The sequence below is a fragment of the Planococcus dechangensis genome (assembly GCF_042654465.1).
Lineage (GTDB): Bacteria > Bacillota > Bacilli > Bacillales_A > Planococcaceae > Planococcus > Planococcus dechangensis.
Genome location: NZ_JBHSGL010000011.1, coordinates 1 through 559 on the forward strand (window position 1 = coordinate 1; position 559 = coordinate 559).

At 51.5% G+C, this 559-nt stretch carries 1 rRNA gene; it reads left to right on the plus strand.

The features are described 5' to 3' along the window. A 23S ribosomal RNA gene (locus ACFO5U_RS13445) occupies positions 1 to 559 on the plus strand; the annotation flags it as partial.

The following is a 559-nucleotide window of genomic DNA, read 5'->3' on the forward strand; positions in this document are numbered from 1 at the left end:
AAGCCGGAGCCGCAGCGAAAGCGAGTCTGAATAGGGCGCCAGAGTATGTAGTTGTAGACCCGAAACCAGGTGATCTACCCATGTCCAGGGTGAAGGTAAGGTAACACTTACTGGAGGCCCGAACCCACGCACGTTGAAAAGTGCGGGGATGAGGTGTGGGTAGCGGAGAAATTCCAATCGAACCTGGAGATAGCTGGTTCTCTCCGAAATAGCTTTAGGGCTAGCCTCAAGAAGAGAATCCTGGAGGTAGAGCACTGTTTGGACTAGGGGCCCATCCCGGGTTACCGAATTCAGACAAACTCCGAATGCCAGTGATTTATGCTTGGGAGTCAGACTGCGAGTGATAAGATCCGTAGTCAAGAGGGAAACAGCCCAGACCACCAGCTAAGGTCCCCAAATATCCGTTAAGTGGAAAAGGATGTGGCGTTGCTTAGACAACCAGGATGTTGGCTTAGAAGCAGCCATCATTTAAAGAGTGCGTAATAGCTCACTGGTCGAGTGACACTGCGCCGAAAATGTACCGGGGCTAAACGGATTACCGAAGCTGTGGATGGACATC